This window comes from Pseudomonas sp. 8209, assembly GCF_028682105.1.
Classification (GTDB): domain Bacteria; phylum Pseudomonadota; class Gammaproteobacteria; order Pseudomonadales; family Pseudomonadaceae; genus Aquipseudomonas; species Aquipseudomonas palmensis.
Genome location: NZ_JANIAH010000001.1, coordinates 490,218 through 511,438, shown reverse-complemented (window position 1 = coordinate 511,438; position 21,221 = coordinate 490,218). Strand labels below are relative to the sequence as shown.

General features: G+C 66.1%; 19 protein-coding genes. 15 read left to right on the top strand and 4 right to left on the bottom strand.

The features are described from left to right. Window positions 1-35: 35 nt before the first annotated feature. Entirely contained in the window at window positions 36-1,712 is a 1,677-nt protein-coding gene (locus NP552_RS02230) for an MFS transporter (RefSeq protein WP_274096353.1), read from the bottom strand. Between the two features lie 221 nt (window positions 1,713-1,933). On the opposite strand from NP552_RS02230, the gene NP552_RS02225 reads away from it, so the two are divergent. Together NP552_RS02225 and NP552_RS02220 are read left to right on the top strand one after the other, a co-directional pair. Continuing rightward, window positions 1,934-2,230 (top strand): DUF3144 domain-containing protein, encoded by a 297-nt coding sequence (locus tag NP552_RS02225; protein ID WP_043861375.1) that lies wholly within the window; start codon window positions 1,934-1,936, stop codon window positions 2,228-2,230. A gap of 50 nt (window positions 2,231-2,280) precedes the next feature. After that, window positions 2,281-2,712 carry a hypothetical protein gene (locus tag NP552_RS02220; protein ID WP_043861374.1) on the top strand — a complete coding sequence of 144 codons (432 nt, stop codon included), beginning with the start codon at window positions 2,281-2,283 and terminating at the stop codon, window positions 2,710-2,712. Window positions 2,713-2,764: 52 nt separating this feature from the next. On the opposite strand, the gene NP552_RS02215 is transcribed toward NP552_RS02220, so the two are convergent. Next, on the bottom strand, window positions 2,765-3,511 hold the full coding sequence (locus NP552_RS02215; protein ID WP_058540110.1) for a hypothetical protein: 747 nt from the start codon (window positions 3,509-3,511) through the stop codon (window positions 2,765-2,767). 166 nt (window positions 3,512-3,677) lie between these two features. On the opposite strand from NP552_RS02215, the gene NP552_RS02210 reads away from it, so the two are divergent. The 5 genes from NP552_RS02210 to NP552_RS02190 all read left to right on the top strand — a co-directional run bounded on the left by NP552_RS02210 (window position 3,678) and on the right by NP552_RS02190 (window position 10,182). After that, a complete protein-coding gene (locus tag NP552_RS02210; protein ID WP_043861372.1) occupies window positions 3,678-4,187 on the top strand; it encodes a sigma-70 family RNA polymerase sigma factor in 510 nt (169 codons plus the stop codon). Then, window positions 4,184-5,149: a DUF4880 domain-containing protein gene (locus tag NP552_RS02205; RefSeq protein ID WP_274096352.1), complete on the top strand. Its 966-nt coding sequence runs from the start codon at window positions 4,184-4,186 to the stop codon at window positions 5,147-5,149. Before NP552_RS02210 ends, NP552_RS02205 begins: the two co-directional genes overlap by 4 nt. Window positions 5,150-5,259: 110 nt before the next feature. Further along, window positions 5,260-7,665 carry a TonB-dependent siderophore receptor gene (locus NP552_RS02200; protein WP_274096351.1) on the top strand — a complete coding sequence of 802 codons (2,406 nt, stop codon included), beginning with the start codon at window positions 5,260-5,262 and terminating at the stop codon, window positions 7,663-7,665. Between the two features lie 157 nt (window positions 7,666-7,822). After that, window positions 7,823-8,920, top strand: coding sequence for a carboxynorspermidine decarboxylase (nspC, locus tag NP552_RS02195; RefSeq protein WP_043861418.1), 1,098 nt, complete (start codon window positions 7,823-7,825; stop codon window positions 8,918-8,920). 26 nt (window positions 8,921-8,946) lie between these two features. Beyond that, the gene (locus NP552_RS02190) at window positions 8,947-10,182 is read left to right on the top strand and encodes a saccharopine dehydrogenase family protein (protein WP_043861369.1); all 1,236 of its coding nucleotides are present in this window, start codon (window positions 8,947-8,949) and stop codon (window positions 10,180-10,182) included. Window positions 10,183-10,326: 144 nt separating this feature from the next. Here the strand turns inward: NP552_RS02190 and NP552_RS02185 are convergent, their stop codons facing one another. Then, on the bottom strand, window positions 10,327-12,045 hold the full coding sequence (locus tag NP552_RS02185; protein WP_058540113.1) for an amidase: 1,719 nt from the start codon (window positions 12,043-12,045) through the stop codon (window positions 10,327-10,329). A 217-nt stretch (window positions 12,046-12,262) separates the two neighbouring features. On the opposite strand from NP552_RS02185, the gene NP552_RS02180 reads away from it, so the two are divergent. The 8 genes from NP552_RS02180 (at window position 12,263) to NP552_RS02145 (ending at window position 19,725) form a co-directional block, all read left to right on the top strand. Next, window positions 12,263-13,606 (top strand): GntT/GntP/DsdX family permease, encoded by a 1,344-nt coding sequence (locus NP552_RS02180; RefSeq protein ID WP_210014905.1) that lies wholly within the window; start codon window positions 12,263-12,265, stop codon window positions 13,604-13,606. Window positions 13,607-13,643: 37 nt separating this feature from the next. Continuing rightward, entirely contained in the window at window positions 13,644-14,996 is a 1,353-nt protein-coding gene (locus tag NP552_RS02175; protein ID WP_274096350.1) for a D-serine ammonia-lyase, read from the top strand. 14 nt (window positions 14,997-15,010) lie between these two features. Beyond that, on the top strand, window positions 15,011-15,949 hold the full coding sequence (dsdC, locus tag NP552_RS02170) for a DNA-binding transcriptional regulator DsdC (RefSeq protein ID WP_054914605.1): 939 nt from the start codon (window positions 15,011-15,013) through the stop codon (window positions 15,947-15,949). 37 nt (window positions 15,950-15,986) lie between these two features. Next, window positions 15,987-16,484, top strand: coding sequence for a VOC family protein (locus tag NP552_RS02165; protein WP_058540117.1), 498 nt, complete (start codon window positions 15,987-15,989; stop codon window positions 16,482-16,484). A 161-nt stretch (window positions 16,485-16,645) separates the two neighbouring features. Continuing rightward, window positions 16,646-17,362, top strand: coding sequence for an AzlC family ABC transporter permease (locus NP552_RS02160; RefSeq protein ID WP_043861363.1), 717 nt, complete (start codon window positions 16,646-16,648; stop codon window positions 17,360-17,362). Then, on the top strand, window positions 17,352-17,660 hold the full coding sequence (locus tag NP552_RS02155; RefSeq protein ID WP_043861362.1) for an AzlD domain-containing protein: 309 nt from the start codon (window positions 17,352-17,354) through the stop codon (window positions 17,658-17,660). The genes NP552_RS02160 and NP552_RS02155 overlap by 11 nt, the downstream gene beginning before the upstream one ends. Before the next feature lie 124 nt (window positions 17,661-17,784). After that, window positions 17,785-18,759: a quinone oxidoreductase family protein gene (locus NP552_RS02150; RefSeq protein ID WP_054914602.1), complete on the top strand. Its 975-nt coding sequence runs from the start codon at window positions 17,785-17,787 to the stop codon at window positions 18,757-18,759. 27 nt (window positions 18,760-18,786) lie between these two features. Beyond that, window positions 18,787-19,725 (top strand): LysR family transcriptional regulator, encoded by a 939-nt coding sequence (locus NP552_RS02145; RefSeq protein WP_274096349.1) that lies wholly within the window; start codon window positions 18,787-18,789, stop codon window positions 19,723-19,725. A 3-nt stretch (window positions 19,726-19,728) separates the two neighbouring features. Here NP552_RS02145 and NP552_RS02140 read toward each other — a convergent pair whose 3' ends face one another. Then, on the bottom strand, window positions 19,729-21,210 hold the full coding sequence (locus NP552_RS02140; protein WP_274096348.1) for a PucR family transcriptional regulator: 1,482 nt from the start codon (window positions 21,208-21,210) through the stop codon (window positions 19,729-19,731). Window positions 21,211-21,221 lie beyond the last annotated feature (11 nt).

Here is a 21,221-nt window from a genome sequence, read left to right as displayed (position 1 = left end):
CCGCGCCCTCCCGGCACCCGGGAGGGCGGGCGGTTTCAGCTGTGGTTGATGTCGCGGTCCTTGGTCTCGGGCAGGAAGAAGGTACCCAGGATGGCGGTCATCACCGCGATCACGATCGGGTACCACAGCCCGTAGTAGATATCCCCCGTGGCCGCGACCATGGCGAACGCCACCGTGGGCAGGAAGCCGCCGAACCAGCCGTTGCCGATATGGTAGGGCAGCGACATCGAGGTGTAGCGGATACGCGCCGGGAACAGCTCCACCAGCCACGCGGCGATCGGCCCGTAGACCATGGTCACGTAGATCACCAGGATGGTCAGCAGCAACAGCACCATGGGGTAGTTGGTCTTGTTCGGGTCGGCCTTTTCCGGGTAGCCGGCGTCCTTCAGGGCCGCGCCCAGGGTGGCGGCGAAGGCATCGTTCTGCGTCTTGAAGTCGGCGGCCGGCAGGCGGCTGCCGTCGAAGCTGGGCACCACCGTGCTGCCGATGCGCACCTGCGCCACGCTGCCGGGCTCGGCCTTTTCGTTCACGTAGGGGGTCGCGCGCTTGGCCAGCACGCTCTTGGCCACGTCGCACGAACTGGTGAAGCGCGCCTTGCCCACCGGGTCGAACTGGAACGAACACTGCGCCGGGTCGGCGACCACCGTCACCGGGTTGCGTGCCTGGGCACTGAACACGTCGGGGTTGCCGTACTGGGTCAGCGCATGAAAGATCGGGAAGTAGGTCAGCGCCGCCAGGATGCAGCCGGCCATGATGATGCCCTTGCGCCCGATGCGGTCGGACAGGCTGCCGAAGATGACGAAGAACGGCGTGCCGATCAGCAGCGAACCGGCAATCAGCAGGTTGGCGGTCTGCGGGTCGATCTTGAGCGTCTGCAACAGAAAGAACAGCGCATAGAACTGCCCGGTGTACCACACCACCGCCTGGCCGGCGGTACCGCCGAGCAGCGACATGATCACCACCTTGAGGTTGTCCCAGCGTGCGAACGACTCGGTCAGCGGTGCCTTGGATGCCTTGCCTTCGGCCTTCATCCGGTTGAATACCGGCGACTCGCTCAGTTGCAGGCGGATGTACACCGACACGATCAGCAGCAGAATCGACAGCAGGAATGGTATGCGCCAGCCCCACGCCTCGAACGCCTCGGTGCCCAGCACGGTACGGCACGCCAGAATCACCAGCAGCGACAGGAACAGCCCCAGCGTGGCGGTGGTCTGGATCCACGAGGTGAAGAAGCCGCGCTTGCCGGGCGGTGCGTGCTCGGCCACGTAGGTGGCGGCGCCGCCGTATTCACCGCCCAGCGCCAGGCCTTGCAGCAGGCGCAGGGTGATCAGGATCACCGGGGCCGCCACGCCGATGCTCGAGTAGCTGGGCAACAGGCCCACCACCGCGGTGGACACGCCCATGATCACGATGGTGATGAGGAAGGTGTGCTTGCGTCCGATCATGTCGCCCAGGCGGCCGAACACGATGGCGCCGAACGGCCTTACCGCAAACCCGGCGGCGAAGGCGAGCAGGGCGAAGATGAAGGCAGTGGTTTCGTTGACCCCGGCAAAGAAGTGCTTGGCGATGATCGCCGCCAGGGAGCCATACAGATAGAAGTCGTACCACTCGAACACGGTGCCCAGGGACGAGGCAAAGATGACCTTGCGTTCCTCTTTGGTGATCCCGCGCCTGGGCGCACTGCCTGTGGAAGTGCTGTCGATTGTCGCCATGAGTTTTCTCCGGATTGTTGTTGTAGGCCGGAACACCCACTGCCACTTCACCCAAGCCCTGGGGCTGATGTCATCGGACTACGCAATGCGCACAGACACCTCGCAGCGCTGCCCGCTCGTTTGAAGCATAATCAGCTTCGCGCAGATATCCACTCGCCGACGGTTGGCCGGACGGCAGGAGGGGGCTGCAATAACCAGACGTGATGAGAAAGGGACACGCAATGCCGCAAAATGCTGACGACTCGTTCTACGACCGCGCCGACGCCCATATAGAGCTGTCCAACGAGCAGCTCGGGCAGGTCCAGGACCTGGGCAAGGTGAGTGCCTCGATGATGTTCGGCACCACCCGGTTCAATGCCTGGGTGAGTGCGCGCAACTTCAAGTCGGGGGAAGAAATGGCGCAGGCACGCGAGGCGATGCTCACGTACTTCTGCGACCAGTACCGGATGATGCTCGAAGACAACCTGGACGACCATATCAACAACTTTGCGACGTACATGCAGGGTTCGGCCAAGTAACGCGTTGCCCGCTTCGCCGGCAACGCCGGCTCCTACAAGGAAGAACCGTTATGGCAGGTGAATACAATCTGGCGCTGGTGATTGCCGCGGCGCTCAGCGCGCTGGCGGCCGTGCTGCACGTGGGTACGATCATCGCGGGGCCGTCCTGGTATCGCCTGTTCGGGGCGGGTGAGCGCTTCATCCGGGCGGCGGAGGCGGGCCGGACCTTTCCGGCGGTGGTCACGGCAGCGATTGCGCTGGTGCTGCTGAGCTGGGCGGCCTTTGCATTGTCGGGGGCGGGCGTGATCGCGCCGCTGCCGTTGCTGCTGCCGGCGTTGTGCGCGATCACGCTGGTGTACCTGCTGCGCGGTATCGCCGGGCCCTTCGTGCTGGCCAATACCGGGCGCAGCCAGCGCTTCATCGTGGTGAGCTCGCTGGTGTGCCTGGGGTTCGGGGTGGTGCACCTGGTGGGGCTGGTGCAGGTCTGGGGCCGCCTGGGCTGATCCGCGAATGGCCGGGCGGGGGCGCCGGGCCGGTGCCGCCACCCGGTCGGCCTCAGGCCTGTGCAGCCACACTGGCCATGAACAACCCCAGTTTCTTCTGGAAGTCGGCCACCTGCTGGTTGCCGGTGTCCTCGTTGCAGCGCAGCTCCCATTTCAGGCGTGATACCTGGCGCTGCACCGCATCGCACTCGGTATCCAGTTGCACCAGCCGGTTCAACTGTTCGCTGCGTTGCCCGGCCTGCTGGCTCAGCTCCACGAACCGCCAGGATTTGCCCGGCTGGATGTGGGTCTTGCGATAGCTGACCTGCAACGTGGGGCGTTCATCGTGCAGGTTGAGGTTGAGGTAGAACTTGATCTGCTTTTTCAGCACGCTCTGCAGGTTGAGATCGTCCACCACCTCGCGACGACCGCTCAGGTAGTCCTCGATGAACGGCAGGTTGTCGCGGTTCTGCTCACTGAAGGTCGCCGGTTCGATCAGTGCCGGGGTCAGGTTGACGGCAATCTTCTCGAATTCCAGAAAGTAGGTGTGGATGTCGTCGAGCAGCGCCTTGCGCTCGTCGTGAAGCCGCTGCAGGTGCTGTTCGCTGTCGTGCAGTGCCTGGGCCAGCGCCGGCGATGTCTTGTCCGGGCTGTGCTTGCCCTGCAACGAGCGGAAGGCATAGCGGGCGAGGAAGTCGGACAGTGCCTCTTCCCCTCGGGCCGCCAGTGCCACTGCCTGGGCCTGCAGGTCGGCGGCCGCGCCCTCGAGGTCGCAATTGCGGAGCTTGGTCAACAAGGTGGTGAGTGTCGCTTGATCCATATGCAGCCCTCCCTTTGGCTGCCTCGCACAGTACTGCACCTGAGCGCCGGCCTGCCAGTGTCGGTGAAGCAGGTTGTTTCGGCGGCAATCATAAAAATCCACCGCAAGCTAATGAGAAGTATTACCATGCACGACTCCCGTCAGCCTGCGTCCCGGAACCCTGCCGATGCATCCACTTTCCAGCACCCACCATGCGGTGGGCGAACTCTACGTTCAACACCACAGCTGGTTGACGCAGATGCTGCGCCGCAAGCTGGGCAACCGGGAGCAGGCGCTGGACCTGGCGCAGGACACCTTCGTGCGCATCCTGCGCAGCGAGGCACCGCCGGTGTACCGCGAGCCGCGCGCCTACCTCACCACCGTGGCCAGCCGCCTGTGCATCCAGTACTTTCGGCGCCATGCGCTGGAGAAGGCCTACATGGAGTCGCTGGCCCATCTTGAACCAGCGCTGGTGCCGTCCCCGGAAACTCGCCTGCTGGTGCTCGAGGCGCTGGATGCGGTGGGCCAGGTGCTCGATGGGCTGGGCAGCAAGGTGCGCGAGATCTTCCTGCTGTCACAGCTTGACGGCCTGACCTACGCGCAGATCGCCGAACACCAGGGCCTGACGGTGAACGTGGTGCAAAAGGCCATGCTCAAGGCCTACCGCCACTGCTATGCGGCGGTCTACGGCGCATGAGCCGCTTCGCCCGGATCGACAACCAGCCGCTGGACCCCGGCGTGGTAGAGCAGGCCATGCTGTGGATGGTCACCCTGCAGTCGGGTGTCAGCAGCCTGGCCGAGCAGCAGGCCTGCCAGCACTGGCGCGATGAAAACCCCCAGCATGAACTGGCCTGGCAGCGTCTTGCCGGGCTCACCCATGACCTGCGCCAGGGCACCAGGACGTTACCGGCCGCCGGCGCGCGCGGATTGCTGCAGGCACGTGGCACTGCGTCGCGGCGCAATGTGCTCAAGGGCTTCGCCGGGCTGGGGGTGGTACTGGCGGCTGGCCTGAGCGTGCGTGAGCGGGTGCTGCTGCCGGAACTGTTCAGTGACTACCGCACCACCACCGGCGAGCGTCATCACGTGGCGTTGTCTGGCGAGGTGGAGCTGACCCTGGATACCCGCACCGGCGTGGATGCGCACGCAGACGTGCTGGCGCTCAACCTGGGGCGGGTCATGCTCACCCTGGGGCAAGGTGCTTCGCTGGCGGTGCGCACCGCCAATGGCTGGGTACGCCCCGAGCCCGCCTCGCGGCTGGTGGTCAGCCAGGGCCTGCCCGGGGTGTCGGGTACCCAGGTGCAGGTGCTGGCAGGCAGTGCCTCGATCGCCTGGCCCGGCAGCACCCGCATGACCTTGAGCGCCGGCCAGCAGGTGGCGTTCGGGCAGCAGGTCGGCAGTGTCGAACCCCTCGACGCGGGCGCCCAGGCCTGGGTTGACGGCCTGCTGATTGCCGAGCGCATGCCACTGGGCCGGGTGTTGGCCCATCTCGACCGCTACCGGCGCGGCGTACTGCGCTGCGATCCGGCGGTGGCGGCCTTGCAGGTGTCGGGTTCGTTCTCCCTCGATCGGCCCGATGCCAGCCTCGACCTGCTGGCCAGTGTGTTGCCGATACGGGTACAGCGGGTGTTCGGCTACTGGGCAAACGTGGTCGTGGCCTGAGAACGATTATTTTTAACAGCGGCGGCAGTTTTTTCCATCTCATGCATCAAGACCAGGGAAGACGCTGAAAAACAGCGCATCGCCAACACCCTCAACCCATGGAATTGTTTATGCACAGCCGCCTCACTCCGCTTGCCGGTGCCTTGCGCACGGCCATCCTCGGGCTTTCCCTCGTGTGCGCCAGCCAGGGCGTACTGGCCGGCGCCGATGCCCACGCCACCCACGCCTTCCATATCGACGCCGGCAACCTCGATCGCGTGCTCGGCGCATTCGGCCAGCAGGCCGGGGTGATGATAGCGGTCGACTCGGCCCTGACCCAAGGCATCCACAGCAGCGGCCTGGACGGCAGCTACGCCATCGCCGAGGGCCTGGAGCGACTGCTCGCGCCCCAGGGCCTGCAGGCGATGCCCGAAGGCGAGGGCTACCGGGTAATGCCAAGGCTGGCCACCGGCAGTGCGCAGCTGGAGCTGCAGGCCACCGAAGTCAGCGCCAACCAGCTGGGCACCATCACCGAAGGCACCGGCTCCTACACGCCGGGCACCATCGCCACCGCCACGCGCATGGTGCTGACCCCGCGGGAAACCCCGCAGTCGATCTCGGTGGTCACGCGCCAGGCCATGGACGATTTCGGCCTGAACGCCATCGACGATGTGATGCGCCACACCCCCGGCATCACCGTGTCGACCTACGACAGTGAACGTACCAACTACTATTCGCGCGGCTTCTCCATCGTCAACTTCCAGTACGACGGCATCCCGACCCTGCGTGACGCGCAGTACTCGGCCGGGCAGACCCTTACCGACATGGCGATCTATGACCGGGTCGAGGTGCTCAAGGGCGCCACCGGCCTGCTCACCGGCGCGGGCGGCCCCGGTGGCACGATCAACCTGATCCGCAAGAAGCCGACGGCCGACTTCAGGGGGCATGTGGACCTGGGCGCCGGCTCCTGGGACAACTACCGCTCGGAGATCGACCTCAGCGGCCCGCTGACCGACAGTGGCAACGTGCGGGGCCGGGCGGTGGCCGCCTATCAGGACAAGCACTCGTTCATGGACCATTACGAGCGCAAGACCAGCGTGTACTACGGCATCCTGGAAGTGGACCTGGACGAAGACACCCTGCTGACCCTGGGCGCCGACTACCAGGACAGCGACCCCAGGGGCTCGGGCTGGTCGGGCAGCCGTCCGGTGTACGACTCCCAGGGCAACCCCATCAGCCTGCCGCGTTCGTTCAACAATGGCGCCAAGTGGAGCAGTTGGGAGCAGTACTCGCGCACGCTGTTCGCCACCCTGGAGCATCGCCTGGCCAATGACTGGGTCATCAAGGGGCAGTACAACCACCAGATCAATGGTTATGACGCGCCACTGGGTTCGGTGTCGCCCGACACCCCGACCGTGTCGTCGATCTATTCGCGCAAGTACACCGGCGAAACCACCAGCGACAGCGGCGACCTCTACGCCACCGGGCCGTTCAGCCTGTTCGGGCGCGAACACCAACTGGTGGTGGGTGGCTCGGTGTCCAGCTCGCACTGGAAGGGCGACAACTACAACAACGTCACCTACTTCGACAACGAATACGATCTGGAGAGCTGGCACGGCCAGGCCATCGAGCCGGACTGGGGCTCGGTGACAAAGCGCAACGACGAAACCACCCGGCAAAGTGGCGGCTACCTGACTGCGCGCTTCAGTGTCACCGATGACCTTTCGCTGCTGCTGGGCAGCCGCCTGGCAAACTTTCAGGTCACCGGCACCAGCGACAGCCAGGAGAGCGGACGGCTGGTGCCCTATGCCGGGGTGGTGTACGACCTCAATAGCAACTTCTCTGCGTATGCCAGCTACACCGATATCTTCCTGCCGCAGACGGCCTACCGTGACAGCCGCAACAGGATGCTCGAGCCCAACGAGGGCCAGAACTACGAGGTGGGCATCAAGGGTGAGTTCTACGACGGTCGCCTGAACACCAGCCTGGCCTACTTCGAAGTGCACGAAGATAACCGCCCGCAGGCCGACACGTTCTACAACGCCAGGCCAACCAACCCCGACATCGACTACGCCTACATGGGCATCAAGTCCAGAACCAAGGGCTACGAGGCAGAGGTGTCCGGGGAGCTGGCACCCGGCTGGCAGGTGCAGGCCGGCTACACGCACAAGGTCAGCCGCGACCAGGGCGGGGCCAAGGTAGCTACCTGGGAGCCCGAAGATCAGCTCAACCTCTACACCACCTACAAACTTGGCGGGCGCCTCGACAAGCTCACGGTGGGTGGTGGGGCACGCTGGCAGGGCAAGGGCTGGCAGGTCCTCAACAACTACGCCAAGGGCACCAATGACACCTTCACCCAGACCCCGTACTGGCTGGTCGACCTGATGGCGCGCTACCAGTTCACCGAGCACCTGTCGGCGTCGGTCAACGTCTACAACCTGTTCGACAAGTACTACTACACCAACATCGGCTTCTATAACTCCTCGTACTACGGTGACCCGCGCAACGTGATGTTCAGCACTCGCTGGGACTTCTGACGTCCAGGCCCGCTCCCGTGTGGGGGCGGGTTCGACCTGCGATGGGTGCACCCGAAAAATCCGCGTCGGGCAAAAATCACTTCCGAGCTTTCGATTCCCGTGCAGTGAAGGCACAATGCGTGTCCTTTTTTTGGCCGGCCTTGCCGGGGGCCTCGAAATGATCAAGACGCCGTACTACCTCATCGACAAAACCAAGCTGCTGCACAACATGCAGAAGATCGCCTATGTGCGCGAACAGTCCGGGGCCAAGGCCCTGCTGGCGCTCAAGTGCTTCGCCACCTGGTCGGTGTTCGACCTGATGCAGCAGTACATGGACGGCACCACCTCGTCCTCGCTCTACGAGCTCAAGCTCGGCCGCCAGAAGTTCGAAGGCGAGACCCACGCCTACAGCGTGGCCTGGGCCGACGATGAAATCGACGAGATGATCGAGAACTGCGACAAGATCATCTTCAACTCCATCGGCCAGCTGCAGCGCTATGCCCAGGCCACCGAAGGCAAGGTGCGCGGCCTGCGCGTCAACCCGCAGGTGAGCAGCTCGGACTACCTGCTGGCCGACCCGGCGCGCCCGTTCAGCCGCCTGGGCGAATGGGACCCGGTCAAGATCGATGCGGTCATGTCGCAGATCTCCGGCTTCATGTTCCACAACAACTGCGAGAACGGCGATTTCGGCCTGTTCGACCAGATGCTCAACACCATCGAAGAGCGCTTCGGCGAGCTGCTGCACAAGGTCGAGTGGGTGAGCCTGGGCGGCGGTATCCACTTCACCGGCGAAGACTATGCACTGGATGCATTCTGCGCGCGCCTGAAGGCGTTCTCGCAGAAGTACGGCGTGCAGGTGTACCTGGAGCCGGGCGAAGCGGCGATCACCCAGAGCGCTTCGCTGGAAGTGACCGTGCTCGACACCCTGTACAACGGCAAGCACCTGGCCGTGGTCGACAGCTCCATCGAGGCGCACATGCTCGACCTGCTGATCTATCGCCTCAACGCCAAGCTGGCGCCCAGCGAGGGTGAGCACACCTACATGGTATGCGGCAAATCCTGCCTGGCCGGGGACATCTTCGGCGAGTATCAATTCGATCGTCCGCTGGCCATCGGCGATCGGCTGTCGTTCATCGACGCGGCAGGCTACACCATGGTCAAGAAAAACTGGTTCAACGGTTTGAAGATGCCATCCATCGTAGTGAAACAACTTGACGGTACTGTCGAGGTGGTTCGCGAATTTGGTTTTGACGACTACCTGTCCAGCCTCTCGTAAGCTGGCGGAAAGGAGAGATAAAGAAATTGAAGAAAAACGTTCTTATCATTGGTGCAGGAGGTGTCGCCAAGGTGGTGGCCCACAAGTGCGCGCAGCACAACGACGAACTCGGTCGTATTGCCATCGCGTCACGCAACATCTCCAAATGCCAGGCCATCATCGACAGCGTCAAGGCCAAGGGTAGCCTGAAGGTACCCGCCGACATCACGGCCTTTTCGCTCAATGCACTGGATGTCGAGGCAACCAAGGCGCTGATCCGCGAAACCGAATCGCAGATCGTGATCAACGTCGGTTCCGCCTTCCTCAACATGTCGGTGCTGCGTGCCTGCATCGATACCGGCGTGGCCTACCTGGACACCGCCATTCACGAAGAACCGGGCAAGATCTGCGAGACGCCGCCCTGGTATGGCAACTACGAGTGGAAGCACCTCGAGGAATGCCAGCAGAAGAACATCACCGCCATTCTTGGCGTGGGCTTCGACCCGGGTGTGGTCAATGCCTATGCAGCACTGGCGCAACAACAGTATTTCGACCGCATTGATTCGATCGACATTCTCGACGTCAATGCCGGCTCCCATGGCAAGTACTTCGCCACCAATTTCGACCCGGAAATCAATTTCCGTGAATTCACCGGACAGGTGTGGAGCTGGCAGAACAGCCAGTGGACCAGCAACACCATGTTCGAAGTCAAGCGTACCGACGACCTGCCGGTGGTGGGTTCGCAGAACCTGTACCTGACCGGCCATGACGAAGTGCACTCGCTGTCCAAGAACCTCGACGTGCCGAACGTGCGTTTCTGGATGAGCTTCGGCGAGCACTACATCAATGTGTTCACCGTACTGAAGAACCTGGGCCTGCTGTCCGAGCAACCGGTGAAGACCGCCGAGGGCCTGGAAGTGGTGCCGCTCAAGGTGGTCAAGGCCGTGCTGCCGGATCCGTCTTCGCTGGCGCCGGGCTACACCGGCAAGACCTGCATTGGCGACCTGGTCAAGGGCACCAAGGACGGCCAGCCACGCGAAGTGTTCATCTACAACGTGGCTGATCACGAAGAGGCCTATGCCGAGACCGACAGCCAGGGCATCTCCTACACCGCGGGCGTGCCGCCGGTGGCGGCGGCCCTGCTGGTGGCCCGTGGCGAGTGGGACGTGCAGCGCATGGCCAACGTCGAGGAACTGCCGGCCGAGCCGTTCCTGAAGGCGCTGGACGTGATGGGCCTGCCGACCCGCATCAAGGACGAGAACGGCGATCGTCCCTGGAACTGATGGGTTCAGGCTGACAAAAAAGGGGGGCGCCGTGATGGCGTCCCCCTTTTTTGTGTTGTGCCCTTCGCCAGCAAGGCTGGCTCCTACAGACCTACCAAACCCGTAGGAGCCAGCGTTGCTGGCGAAGAGGCCAGACCAATCAACTCAAGATAAACGGCCACCCACCAGCATCGGGGTTCGCGGCGGTATCAAGCGCTTTGAACCCGTAGCCTCGAACGCCGAGGCCAGGCGCAGCAACGCCGAGTCATCATACGCCCGCCCGGCGAAGGTCAGCCCCACCGGCATGCCGATGTCCGCCATCACCCCCATCGGCACCGTCACCGTCGGCACCCCAAGGTGACGGATCGCCAGGTTGCCGTTGGCCACCCACACCCCGTTGCTCCAGGCAATATCCGCCGAGGCCGGGTTCACATCGGCATCGGCCGGGGCCACATCGGCCACCGTCGGGAACAGCACCGCATCCAGCCCCAGCCTGTCCATCCAGTCTTCCAGGTCGATGCGCCGCGTCTGCTCCAGCCCGCGCAGGCCATCGGGCAGGGTGGCGATCTGGTCCCACGGCGTGATGCCGCGCTCGGCCATGCGCACATACTCGTCCATGCCCGCCGCCAGGTCGCCCTCGCGGTTGGGCAGGGTGCCGGGGTCGTGGGGGAAGATCTTCGGCCCGTCCACGTCCACCAGGCGGTTGAGCTGCGGGTCGCCGTTGGCCTGCAGGAAGTCGTCGAAGGCCCAGGCCGTCAGGTCCCACAGTTCATGGTGCAGGAATGCTTTGGACACCAGGCCCCGATTGAACACGGTGGGGGCACCTGGGCGGTCGCCCTCGCAGTTCGATACCAGCGGGAAATCCACTTCGAGCACCTCGGCGCCGGCCGCTTCCAGTGCCTTGCGCGCCGCCTCCCACAGTGCGATCACCGAAGGCCGCGTGTTGATGCGCTGGCCGGTCGGGCCGCCGATGCCGGGGCTGTCCGAGGTGCCGGCATCCGGGTCCTTGTTGATGTACATGCGCGGGATGCCGAAGCGCTTGCCGGCCAGCGCCGCGCTGTCCGCCGCCAGTTGCGGGTAGGCGGCGGGGCGCACCGAGGCCACGCTGGGGATCGGCACCCAGGGCTGCAGGCGCCACAGGTCGCCACGGGTATCGGGGTCTTCGGCCACCACCACGTCGAGCACTTCGAGCAGGTCGGCCATGGTGCGGGCGAAGGGCACCACCACGTCCATGGTCGGCGTCAGCGGCCAGTTGCCGCGCACCGAGATCACCCCGCGCGAAGGGGTGTAGGCGCACAGGCCATTGTTGGAGGCCGGGCCGCGGCCGCTGGACCAGGTTTCCTCTGCCAGGCCGAACGCGGCGAAGCTGGCCGCCGTGGCCGTGCCCGCGCCGTTGGACGAGCCCGAGGCGAAGGGTGCGGTGAGGTAGGCGGCGTTGTACGGGCTTTCGGCCCGGCCATACACGCCGCGCTGCATGCCGCCGTTGGCCATGGGCGGCATGTTGGTCTTGCCCAGGCAGATCGCCCCGGCGCCGCGCAGGCGCTCGATGGTGAAGGCGTCGCGGTAGGCCACCAGGTTGGCGAAGGCCGGGCTGCCGGAGGCGGCGGTCATGCCCTTGACCAGGTAACTGTCCTTGGCGGTGTAGGGGATGCCGTCGAGCGGGCCGAGGGGCTTGCCCTGGGCACGACGCTCGTCGGATGCCTGGGCTTCGCGCAGGGCTTCGGGGTTGCGTACCACCACCGCATTGAGCGCGGTGGGCGTGTCTGCGCCGTCGTAGGCATCGATGCGGGCGAGGTAGGCCTTCACCAGCTCGACCGAGGTGGTCTGGCCCGATTCGAGGGCGGCGCGCAGCTGCGCAATGGAAACTTCGGTGACTTCGATCATGCGGTGGTTACCAGCGGCCAAAGGGGTCATGAGTGATGGCGGGAATCATAGCGGTTTAAGGTTCAGGTGTCCGCCCGGCGAGGGCCCTGGCAGATGACCTCAGATCACCTGTGCGCTGAAAAACCATCCTTTGTAAAGGCCTGCCTGCGTGCCGCCTAATCGCCTCCGACCGCGCCCTGCGCGGCAATCGCTCACTAAAACAAATAAAGGCGAAGTCATGCACGAAGACGCAGGTTTGTTACTGATATTGATGGCGGCCATCGGCCTGATCGTGGTGCTGGTGGTCAGGTTTCGGGTGCACTCGTTCCTGGCCCTGATGCTGGCCAGTTTTGTGGTGGGCGCCGGGGCCGGCATGCCGCTGCCGGCCATCGCCGATTCGTTCGAGAAGGGCATGGGCGGCACCCTGGGTTTTCTTGCGGCGGTGATCGGCCTGGGCAGCATCCTGGGCAAACTGCTGGAGGTGTCGGGCGGCGCCGAACGCATTGCGCGCTCGCTGCTCGACGCCCTGGGTGAACAGCGCACGGCGTGGGCCATGATGCTGGTGGGCTTCGTGGTGGGCATACCGGTGTTTTTCGAAGTCGGTTTCGTGTTGCTGATACCACTGATCTACGTGGTGGCCCGCCAGACCCGGCTCAACATCCTCTACGTCGGCCTGCCACTGGCCGTATCGCTGATGACCGTGCACTGCATGCTGCCGCCGCACCCGGCGGCAATGGCCATCACCCAGCTGCTGGGGGGCGACGTGGGCAAGGTGATCCTGTACGGGCTGATCGTCGGCCTGCCGACCGCGGTGATTGCCGGCCCGGTATGGGCCACGCTGGTGTGCCCGCGGCACGCGGCGCCCGACGCGCAGGCTGCGGCAGAGCCTGCCGCCACGCCAGCCGCTGGCCAGTCGATGCCGGGCCTGGGCCTGACCCTGCTGGTGATTCTGCTGCCGCTGCTGCTGATGGTGGGCAAGACCCTGGCCAGCATGACCCTGGCGCCCGAGGCCGGGCTGTACCGGCTGATGATGTTCCTCGGCAACCCGCTCACTGCCCTGGCCATCGCGGTGTGCTTCGCCTACTGGGCGCTGGGCCTGCGCCGTGGCCTGGGCATGGCGCGGTTGCAGGCGCTGACTGCCGGCTCCTTCACCCCGCTGGCCAGTATCCTGTTGATCATCGGTGCCGGCGGTGCCTTCAATGGCGTACTGATCGACAGCGGGGTCGGCAAGGTGCTGGCCAGCACCCTGTCGCAGTGGGACCTGAACCCGATCCTGCTGGCCTGGTTCGTCGCCGGGCTGATGCACCTGGCGGTCGGCTCGGCCACCGTGGCAATGGTCAGCGCCGCCGGCATGGTGCTGCCGCTGCTGGACGCGATGCCGGGGCAGAACCGCGAGATCGTGATCATTGCCATTGGCGCCGGCGCGATTGGCTGGACTACCGTCACCGACTCGGCGTTCTGGGTGGTCAAGGAATACCTGGGCGTGTCGCTGGGCGAGGCGCTCAAAAAATTCACTGCCGCGACACTGCTGGCTTCGGTCGTGGCCCTGGGCATGACCCTGCTGCTGTCGCACTGGGTATGAGCCTGCCCGTACTACCGTCACTTTTCTGGAGAACCGCATGATTCACGACAAGACCCTGGACCAGTGGCAGCACAGCCACCCCTTGATCGCCGACCTGGTGCGCCTGCAACCGACCACCTGGTTCAACCCGGGCCTGGCCCCGACAGCGCAGGCGCTGGGCGACGTGCCGCTGACCCTGGCCGATGTGGACGACGCCAGCGCGCGGCTGGAACGTTTTGCCAGCTACATTGCCTCGGCCTTCCCGCAGACGGCGGTGAGCAAGGGCATCATCGAGTCGCCCCTGCTGCCGTTGGCGCAGGTGCAGGCCGCGCTGTGCGCCGAAGCGCAGGTACCCGTGCAGGGCGCGCTGTGGCTCAAGGCCGACAACCTGCTGCCGATCTCCGGCTCGATCAAGGCGCGTGGCGGTATCTACGAGGTGCTCAAGCACGCCGAAGACCTCGCATTGGCGGCGGGCATCCTGCAGCCTGGGGATGACTACGCGAGCCTCGACAGCGACCGCGCGCGGGCATTTTTCGGCCAGTACAGCGTGGCGGTCGGCTCCACCGGCAACCTGGGCCTGTCCATCGGCATCATGAGTGCGCGCCTGGGCTTCAAGGCCAGCGTGCACATGTCGGCCGACGCCCGGCAGTGGAAGAAGGACCGCTTGCGCAGTTGTGGGGTGGAGGTGATCGAGTATGCGTCCGACTACAGCGTGGCGGTGGAGCAGGGGCGCCAGCAGGCCGAGGCCGACCCGCGCTGCCATTTCGTCGATGACGAAAACTCCATCAACCTGTTCCTCGGCTACGCGGTGGCGGCGCGTCGCCTGCAACGCCAGGTTGAAGCGGCGGGCATTAGGGTGGATGCCGAGCACCCGCTGTTCGTCTACCTGCCATGCGGCGTTGGTGGCGGCCCTGGCGGGGTGGCATTCGGTCTGAAGCAGATCTTCGCCGACGCAGTGCACTGCGTGTTCGCCGAGCCGACCCATTCGCCCTGCATGCTGCTGGGGGTGTACACCGGGCTGCACGAGCAGGTCAGCGTGTACGACTTCGGCATCGACAACCGCACCGCCGCCGACGGCCTGGCGGTGGGGCGCCCGTCCGGGTTTGTCGGGCGCTCCATGCAGCGCCTGATCGACGGCTATTACACCGTTCCCGACGAGCAGCTGTATCGGCAACTGGCGCAACTCGAAGCCATCGAGGGCCATCGCCTGGAACCCTCGGCGCTGGCCGGGCTGCCGGGGTTCCTGCGGGTGACCGGGGAACGGCAGGGCTATCGCCAGCGCCTGGGCCTGAGCGCGCAGCGCCTGGCCAATGCCACGCACCTGGTGTGGGGCACCGGAGGCAGCATGGTGCCGGACGATGAAATGCAGGCGTATCTGGCGCAGGGCCGTACACTGCTGGCCGGACACTAGCGGAACCTGCCCCGATGCTGAACCTGCCCCCGCGTTTGAGCGCACGCCTGAACAGCTCGCAATTTGCCAACCTGCACACCTTTCTGGTGGCGGCGCGGCACCTGAGCTTTGCCCAGGCAGCCGAGGAGCTGTGCCTGACCCCCAGTGCGGTGAGCCACCGTATCGCCCGCCTGGAGCAGGCCCTGGCGCTGCGCCTGTTCGAGCGGCTGACCCGGCGCATACGCCTGACAGCCGAGGGCGAGCGGGTGTTCGCGATACTGCAGGGGGTGATGGAGCAGCTGGGCGATGCCCTGGAGCCATCGCCCGAGGCCGAGCTGCGCGGGGCGGTGGCGTTGTATGCGCGCCCGTCCGCAGCGCAATGCTGGCTGGTGCCGCGCCTGGCCGACTTCCACCAGCGCTACCCGAACATCGCGCTGGACGTGCGGGTGGGCAACGATGCGGTCGACTTTCGCACGCACAACATCGACCTGGCGCTGCTGTACGCCAATGGCGAGTTTCCCGGCCTGGTCAGCCATGCGCTGATGAGCGAGACCATCGCCCCGGTGTGCAGCCCGCGCTATGCCGAGCTGCACCAGCTGTTCGACAACCCTGCCAATCTGCGCCAGTGCACCTTGCTGCACGATGCACTGGCCTGGGAGAACGCGGTGTTCGATGCCGAGTGGCAACTGTGGGCTGGCCAGCAGGGGCTGCTGGACGCCTTGCCGCAGCGCGGCCTGACCTTCGATCGGTCGGACCTGTGCGTGACGGCGGCCATCCACCACGCCGGTATCGCCATCGGCCGCCAGCGCCTGGTGCAGGCGCGTATCGACCAGGGCGAGCTGGTGCTGCCGTTCGGCGGGTTTTCCCAGCCGGGGCGCTATGACTACTTTCTGGTTCACCCGCCGCGCGACCCGTTGCCCCGGCGGGTGCAGGTACTGATCGACTGGCTCAAGGGTTGCGCCGCGGGCGACTAGACTGCAGAGGTCTGTCGCTTTTCTGTGGAGAACCACGATGAACAGCAAGAACACGATCTGCCTCTGGTACGACGGCGCGGCGCTGGAGGCTGCCACCTTTTACGCCAGCATCTTTCCCGACAGCGCGGTGGGCGCCGTGCACCGTGCCCCCGGCGACTTCCCTGCCGGCAAGCAGGGCGATGTGCTGACCGTGGAATTCACGGTCATGGGCATCCCGTGCCTGGGCCTCAATGGCGGCTCGGCCTTCCATCACAGCGAGGCGTTCTCGTTCCAGGTGGCCACCGACGACCAGGCCGAGACCGACCGCCTGTGGCAGGCGATCATCGGCAACGGCGGCCAGGCCAGCGTGTGCGGCTGGTGCAAGGACAAGTGGGGGCTGTCGTGGCAGATCACCCCGCGCGCGCTGACCGCCGCGATCACTCACCCCGACCCGGCTGCGGCCAAGCGTGCCTTCGACGCGATGATGCAGATGGACAAGATAGACATCGCCGCCATCGAGGCCGCCTTGCGCCCCCAGGCACCGACGCGAGAGTAAATTCGCCGACAACTGCACAACAGGCTTTGTGACGCGCGTGTGTACGGGCATAGTAGCGCCCGCACGCCAGCGCGCGCGTGCGTCACTATAAAACGAGCGGTTCGGCATGCGCCCCTTCGGGCCGGTGCATGACAAGATCGCCACACGAAGGAGGCTGTGCCTTGTCAACCGTAGAGAAGCATCTATCCAGGCTTGCGTGGAGCGACGTCTGGGCTGGCTTCAAGCAACTCTTGCCGATTTCCCTGTTCGTCGTGGTGTTCGGTGTGGCCTTCGGCCTCGCTGCAGCCCAGACCGGGCTGGGGGACGCGGCGACCCTGCTGATGAGCGCACTGGTGTTCGCCGGCGCCTCGCAGTTCGCCGCGCTGGAACTGTGGGGCGAGCAGGTACCGCTGGTGCCGCTGATTATCACCGTGTTCGCCATCAATGCCCGTCACCTGCTGATGGGCGCCACGCTGTACCCCTGGCTGCGCGAGCTGCCCACCGCTCGGCGCTACGGCGTGATGCTGGTGGTGTCCGACGCCAACTGGGCGATGGCCATGCAGGCATTGAACGCCGGCAAGCCGGGCCTGGGCCTGGTGCTGGGCGGCGGTATCGCGCTGTGGTCGGCGTGGTGCCTGGGCAGTTGGCTGGGGCTGCATTTCGGCAATGCGATCCACGACCCGGTCAGCCTGGGCCTGGACATGGTGATGGGCTGCTTTCTGCTGGCGATGGTGCTGGGCGGGCACAAGAGCCTGCGCATGCTGATGATCTGGATCGTGGCGGCCGGTTCGTCGCTGCTGGCCTACTGGTACCTGCCGGAGAACAGCCACGTGGTGGTGGGCGCGCTGGCGGGCGGCATTCTGGGTGTGGTGTGGATGGAGAACAAGCATGAACGTTGAAACTGCAGGCGCCGGCACGCTGCTGCTGGTGGTGATCATGGGCCTGGTGACCCTGGCCACCCGTTGGGGGGGTGTGTTCGTGATGTCGTTCGTGCCCATCAACTACCGCGTGCAGCAGTTCATCAGCGCGATGTCCGGCTCGGTGCTGGTGGCGGTGCTGACGCCGTTGGCGGTGAACGGCGACAACGGCGCACGCCTGGCGCTGCTGAGCACGGCGGTGGTGATGCTGCTGGTGAAAAAGCCGCTGCCGGCGATTGCGGCAGGCATTGTGGCAGCGGCGCTGGTGCGGGCGCTGTAGGGGGCGAAGGGCACCTGGCATTGCTGCATCAGGTGCACATATGTTCGGCAATGGCGCTGTATTGTCGTTTGCGGGTGCGCTAATTAGCCTTTGCAGACCTTCAACCACTGCAAGAGGCAACATCATGGTGACTTCAATCACGCTCCAGGCGGTAGGCGCCCCCGAGGTGATGCAGCTTCAGGCCGGCGCCGTGCAAGCGCCAGGCCCGGGCCAGGTGTGGCTTGAACAGGCCGCGATCGGCGTCAACCCGCTGGACATCAACCAGCGCAAGGGCACCGTGCCGATTGCCTTGCCGTCCGCGCTGGGCCTGGAAGGTGCCGGCACCGTGCGGGCGCTGGGGGCGGGCGTGACCGAGGTGGCCGTGGGCGACCGTGTGGCCTATGCCACCGGGCCGCTGGGTGGCTATGCCAGTGCACGCCTGTACCCGGCCGAGCGCCTGGTCAGGCTGCCCGCTGCCGTGTCGTTCGAAGACGCGGCTGCCGTGCTGTTCAAGGGCATCACCGCCCAGTACCTGCTCAAGGCGAGCTACCCGGTAGGCCCCGGCACGCGTGTGCTGATCTACGGTGCGGCGGGGGCGGTAGGGCAGATCATGGTGCCGTGGGCCAGGCACCTGGGCGCCCATGTGATTGGTGTGGTGTCCAGGGCGCAAAGCGTCGAGCGCGCCAAGGCGGCCGGCTGCAATGCGGTGCTGGTGTTTGACGCGGCCACGTTGGCGGCCCAGGTGAGCGAGCTGACCCAGGGCCACAAGGTCGATGTGGTTTACGACTCGGTCGGCCGGGTGAGCTGGGAGGCGTCGCTGGACAGCCTGCGCCCGCGCGGCACGCTGGTGTCGTTCGGCGCCACCAGCGGCGCGCCCCCTGCGGTCGAGGTGGGCACGCTGAACGCCAAGGGCTCGCTGTTCCTCACCCGGCCGTCACTGGCGGCACATACCGCCAGCCCCCAGGAGTACCAGCAGCGCGCGCAGGATGTGCTGGATGCACTGGCGGCGGGTATCATCCAGCCGCACATATGGCAACGCTACCCCCTGGCCGACGTGGCCAGCGCCCATGCTGCCATCGAGCAAGGCCGGTCCCAGGGGGCGGTCGTGCTGATCCCCTGACCGACCCGCACGAGGCCGACCTCACCGATGGACCCTTTCGACAGCCGTCAGGCCGATGAATTTGCCACCTTGCTGGCGCTGCACGAGCACGGCTCGTTCGCTGCCGCCGGCCGGGTGCTGCAACGCCATGCCTCGGTGCTGTCCAAGCGCCTGGCGGCTCTGGAGCAGCGCCTGGGTATCCGCCTGGTGGAGCGAACCACCCGGCAACTGCGCTTCACCGACGAGGGCACGCGGCTGGTGGAGCGCCTGCAGCATGCCGCCAGCCTGATCAGCACGGCCGAACTCGAGGCCTGCAACGGTGCGGCGCAGGTGCGCGGGCGGCTACGCGTGGCGCTGCCGGGGGCGATGGGCCGGCGCTGGCTGAGCCCGCTGGTGGCCGGGTTTTCCCTGGCCTACCCCGAGGTGACCGTCGACGTCGACTATGCCGACCGCTTCGTCGATATCGTGGGCGAAGGCTTCGACGTGGCCGTGCGCGTCGGCGAGCTGGCCGACAACCGGCTGGTGGCGCGCAAGCTGTGCGAGCACACGCGCATCCTGTGTGCTGCGCCGGCCTACCTGCATCGTCACGGCGCACCGCAACGGCCATCCGACCTGGCCGGGCACAATTGCCTGGGTTTCAGCGGCTTGCGTTCGTTCCCCGACTGGCGCCTGAACGGGCAGGGCGGGCAGCAGACGGTGCGGGTGCAGGGCAGCCTGATCAGCAATGACAACGAGGCACTGCTGGTGGCGGCGCGCTGCGGCGTGGGGATTCTGGCCGGTGGCGACTGGATGATGCACCAGGACCTGGCCGAGGGGCGCCTGGTGCGCGTGCTGCCCCAGTGGCAGCTGGACTCGGCGTCGGGCATCTACCTGATGCGGCCTTCGGCGCGCTTCACCACGGCCACTACCCTGGCGTTCAAGCACTGGATGGAGGCGGCCTTTGCCAAGGGGGCGCCATGGCAGCACGCTGGGGCGTCTGCCGCCTAGCCCTCAGGCCAGCCCCGCCATGCGCGCCGCGCGCAGGGCGAACCACAGCGTGGCCACGTCCTCGGTACTGTCCAGCGAGCGGCCGGTGATCTCTTCGATGCGGCGCATGCGGTACACCAGCGTCTGCTTGTGCACGTGCAGCTGCGCGGCCGCCGCCAGCCACGAGCGGTTGTGTTGCAGAAACACCTGCAGGGTGTGCAGCAGCTGGGTGTTCTGCTGGCTGTCGTAGTCGGCCAGCGGGCCCAGTACGTTGCGGAAGGTACGTTCGGCTTCATCCAGGCTCTGCGCCAGCCACGGTACGCTGGCGCCGGCCTGGGCGTAGGTCACCAGCGGTTGCGCGGCGCTGGTGTGGGCCAGTGCCAGGCGCGCCTCGCGCAGCGCCTCGACACTGCGCCCGGCGTGGCCCAGCGGGTTGCTCACCCCCAGCGGCACCTGCAGTTGCGCCTGCAGCTGCGGGATGCACTCGGCGGCGCCGAGCACGATCAGGTCATCGCCCTGAACCCGAATCAGCACGCGACGACCCTGGCGTTGCAGGGCTTCGTCGCAGGCCGCCGGTGACACCCCGGCGGCGCGGCCGAGCAGCAGGCAGGCCTGTTCGGCGCCGATGTCGAAGGCGGCCAGGCGCTGTTGTGCCTGATGCGCCGGCAGACGCTGCTGCAACAGATCGTCCAGCAGCTCGGAGCCCAGGCGCAGGTTGCGCTCGTTGTCGACCCGCAGGCGCTCCAGCTCGATGCCCAGCACCGCCACCACATGGTGCAACAGGCCGTAGTCGAGCAGCCCGTCACCTTCGGCCACCAGCAGGCAGTCGGCCTGGGACGGCAGCGCCATCACCAGCAGCTCGCCCGCCTCCAGCGCATGGCGCTGCACCACCGGCCGGTTGCCCGAGGTGTCGCGCTGGCGGGCTGCCAGCCATTGGCGCTGGCTTGTCGGCAGGCCGCCCAGTGCGTCGCGCCAGGGCGCGAGCGACGCGGCGTCGAGCAGGGTCAGGCGCGCCTGCACGTCCTTTTCCAGGCGCTTGAGCAGTGCGCCCAGGCCCAGCCCCTGAATGCTCATGCGGGCACTTTCGTAGACCCGGGTGATGGCATTGCGGCGCGCCTGCTCCTCCTGCTGGCCGGCATCGACGATGGCCCGCGTGACGGCGGCGAAGGGCACGCCGTAGTGGGTGAACATCACCGCAAAGTCCAGGGCGTCGGCCCGCTCCATCAAGGCCTCGAGGTTGGCCGGGGCCTGCATGTTCTCGCCGATCATCATGCCCGCCAGGCCAGCGGCCGCGAGGTTTTCCACGTACGCGCGCTGGGCATCGGCATCGGCGGGTATGCCGATGCCGGTGGTCATCAGCAGGTCGGCGTCGCCCAGCCATTCGCTGGGGTCGGCCAGTTCGCACACGTGGGCCCAGCGCACCGGCTTGCCCAGCCCTCCGGCACCGCTGATGACGCGGGTGCGCAGTTCGGGCAGGGCGATGATGTCGCTGACAGACAGGGCCATGGGGCAGCTTC